Source organism: Sulfobacillus sp. hq2, assembly GCF_002903155.1.
GTDB lineage: Bacteria > Bacillota > Sulfobacillia > Sulfobacillales > Sulfobacillaceae > Sulfobacillus > Sulfobacillus thermotolerans.
Genome location: NZ_NWUL01000016.1, coordinates 1 through 3,256, shown reverse-complemented (window position 1 = coordinate 3,256; position 3,256 = coordinate 1). Strand labels below are relative to the sequence as shown.

Below are 3,256 nucleotides of genomic sequence, written 5' to 3'. Positions count from 1 at the left end.
GCGTTTCCGTCCCCCTGGCGGGACGCCCTCGACCAACGGGGCGCTGACCCCCGTCCGCGACGTCCTGATTCGTTCGCCATGTCCGACTGGTCACGGAATCTCCACCGTGTCTCCATCGACTACGCCTTAACGGCCTCGCCTTAGGCCCGACTAACCCGGAGCGGACGATCCTGCCTCCGGAACCCTGCGGCTTTCGGCGGGCCCGATTCTCACGGGCCTTTTCGCTACTCATACCGGCATTCGCACTCCGCCGCGGTCCACGGCCGTTTCCACGACCGCTTCGCCCCCCGGCGGACGCTCCCCTACCACTGGCCCCCGTGCGGGGGCCAATTCGCCGCTTCGGTAGTCCGCTTAGCCCCGGACATTCTCGGCGCCGCGCGACTGCGACCAGTGAGCTATTACGCACTCTTTCAAGGATAGCTGCTTCTAAGCCAACCTCCTGGCTGTCTCGATCACGCGACGACCTTTGCCACTCAGCGCACATTTAGGGACCTTAGCGGACGATCTGGGCTCTTGCCCTTTTGACCTTGGAGCTTATCCCCCAACGTCTGACTCTCTCCCGCCTACCGACGACTTTGTCGTTTGCGAACAGGCAGTAATCCTTCACGGACCCCTTCCATTCACAGAGCGCTACCCCGTCGGTATTGTTCGGGGAGGCTCGCCCTCAAGCGATTTCGGGGAGAACCAGCTATCTCCGTGTTCGATTGGCATTTCACCCCTAGCCGCCGCTCATCCCAGCCCTTTTCAACGGACACGGGTGCGGCCCTTCATCCCGGCTTAAGGGGATTGCAGCCTGGCGCCGGCTAGATCACACGGTTTCGGGTCGATCGACCGCCACTTGTCGCCCTCTTCAGACTCGCTTGCGCTCCGGCTCCCGTCCTTGCGGACGTTAACCTCGCGGCGGCCGGTCACTCGCCGGTTCATTCTTCAATAGGCACGCCATCATCCCGTTGCCGAGACTCTGACGGCTTGACAGCACACGGTTTCAGGGTCTCTTTCACTCCCCTCCCGGGGGGCTTTTCACCGTTCCCTCACGGTACTCTGCGCTATCGGTGACGGATGGTCGGTAGTCTTGGGCGGTGGGCCGCCCAGCTTCCCACGGTCTTTCACGAGAACCGTGGTACTCGGGATCAGCGGCCGGTCCGGCCGCGGCAGCACGACGGGGCTCTCACCCGCTCGGGCGCTGCATTCCAACAGCTTCATGCTCCCGCGACCGCGCCGGCGCGGGCCCCCTACTGGCCCGCATCCGCTGTCCACAACCCGACGACTCCGCGGAGGTAGGCCGTCTCGGAGCCGTCGTTTGGACTGGTCCCCGTTCGCTCGCCGCTACTAAGGGATTCGCTTTCGCTTTCTCGACACAGGTACTGAGATGTTTCAGTTCCCCGCTTTGGACTCGGTCGGGCCCTAGTGGCCCGCCGTCTAGACCTGCCGGTCTAGGGGTTTCCCCATTCGGTGACCCTCGGATCGATGCGTGCGACGCCGCTCCCCGAGGCCTTTCGTGGCGTGCCACGACCTTCTTCGCCCCATCCGCACCCGAGGCATCCCCCGTGTGCTGGTGTTGTCTTTCTCCTGTAAAGTTGTCAAGGTCCAAAATGGTGGGCCGAGGTGGACTTGAACCACCGACCTCCCGCTTATCAGGCGGGTGCGCTAACCACTGCGCTATCGGCCCCTTACGTCTCCGGTAAAACCGAAACCGGACTCGCAAGAGCCCTGACCCAGTCCCCGANCGTGGCGTGCCACGACCTTCTTCGCCCCATCCGCACCCGAGGCATCCCCCGTGTGCTGGTGTTGTCTTTCTCCTGTAAAGTTGTCAAGGTCCGAGTCGGTCCTTGGNTTGTCAAGGTCCAAAATGGTGGGCCGAGGTGGACTTGAACCACCGACCTCCCGCTTATCAGGCGGGTGCGCTAACCACTGCGCTATCGGCCCTTCATAGAACTGATGAACTCATCAACGAGTTCTCCCAGTCCCCAAAAACCATATCGTCATGCCGCGTCGGGAGCATTCCCTAGAAAGGAGGTGATCCAGCCGCACCTTCCGATACGGCTACCTTGTTACGACTTCACCCCAATCATCCGCCCCACCGTCGACGGGACCGTCCCTGACGGGTTCGGCCGACCGGCTTCGGGTGTGGCCAACTCTCGTGGTGTGACGGGCGGTGTGTACAAGGCCCGGGAACGAATTCACCGCCCCATGCTGATGGGCGATTACTAGCAATTCCGGCTTCATGCAGGCGAGTTGCAGCCTGCAATCCGAACTGAGATCCCGTTTGAAGGATTCGCTCCCGCTCGCGCGGTCGCGGCCCGTTGTCGGGACCATTGTAGCACGTGTGTAGCCCAGGACATCAAGGCCATGCGGATTTGACGTCATCCCCACCTTCCTCCGGTTTGTCACCGGCAGTCTCGTGTGAGTGCCCGGCCGGACCGCTGGCAACACACGACAAGGGTTGCGCTCGTTGCGGGACTTAACCCAACATCTCACGACACGAGCTGACGACAACCATGCAGCACCTGAGCACGCTCCCCGAAGGGCCCGCCGCTTTCGCGGCGCTCACGTGCCTGTCCAGTCCTGGTAAGGTTCTGCGCGTTGCGTCGAATTAAACCACATGCTCCACTGCTTGTGCGGGCCCCCGTCAATTCCTTTGAGTTTCAACCTTGCGGCCGTACTCCCCAGGCGGGATACTTAGTGCGTTAGCTCCGGCACCGCAGGGTGGACCCCCACGACACCTAGTATCCATCGTTTACGGCGTGGACTACCGGGGTATCTAATCCCGTTTGCTCCCCACGCTGTCGCGCCTCAGCGTCAGGGTCAGGCCAGTGCGCCGCCTTCGCCACTGGTGTTCTTCCTGATCTCTACGCATTTCACCGCTCCACCAGGAATTCCACGCACCTCTCCTGCCCTCCAGTGCGACCGTTTAGCCGCCCTCCTCCGGGTGAGCCGGAGGCTTAAAACCGCTACGTATCGCACCGCCTACACGCCCTTTACGCCCAGTAATTCCGGACAACGCTTGCCCCCTACGTCTTACCGCGGCTGCTGGCACGTAGTTTGCAGGGGCTTCCTTCGTCGGTACCGGCTCCCCGGGACTCCCGTCCCGGTCTTCGTCCCGACAGACAGAGCTTTACAACCCGAAGGCCGTCTTCACTCACGCGGCGTTGCTCCATCAGGCTTGCGCCCATTGTGGAAGATTCCCTACTGCTGCCTCCCGTAGGAGTCTGGGCCGTGTCTCAGTCCCAGTGTGGCCGTTCACCCTCTCAGGCCG

The 3,256-nt window shown here is 62.4% G+C and carries 2 tRNA genes and 2 rRNA genes; all 4 read right to left on the bottom strand.

The annotated features are described in order from the left end of the window. Positions 1–1,569, bottom strand: a 23S ribosomal RNA gene (locus tag CO251_RS17585); the annotation flags it as partial. Positions 1,570–1,593: 24 nt separating this feature from the next. Further along, positions 1,594–1,669: transfer RNA gene (locus CO251_RS02470), tRNA-Ile, on the bottom strand. Between the two features lie 181 nt (positions 1,670–1,850). After that, a tRNA-Ile gene (locus CO251_RS02465) sits at positions 1,851–1,926 on the bottom strand. Between the two features lie 83 nt (positions 1,927–2,009). Continuing rightward, a 16S ribosomal RNA gene (locus CO251_RS02460) occupies positions 2,010–3,256 on the bottom strand; the annotation flags it as partial.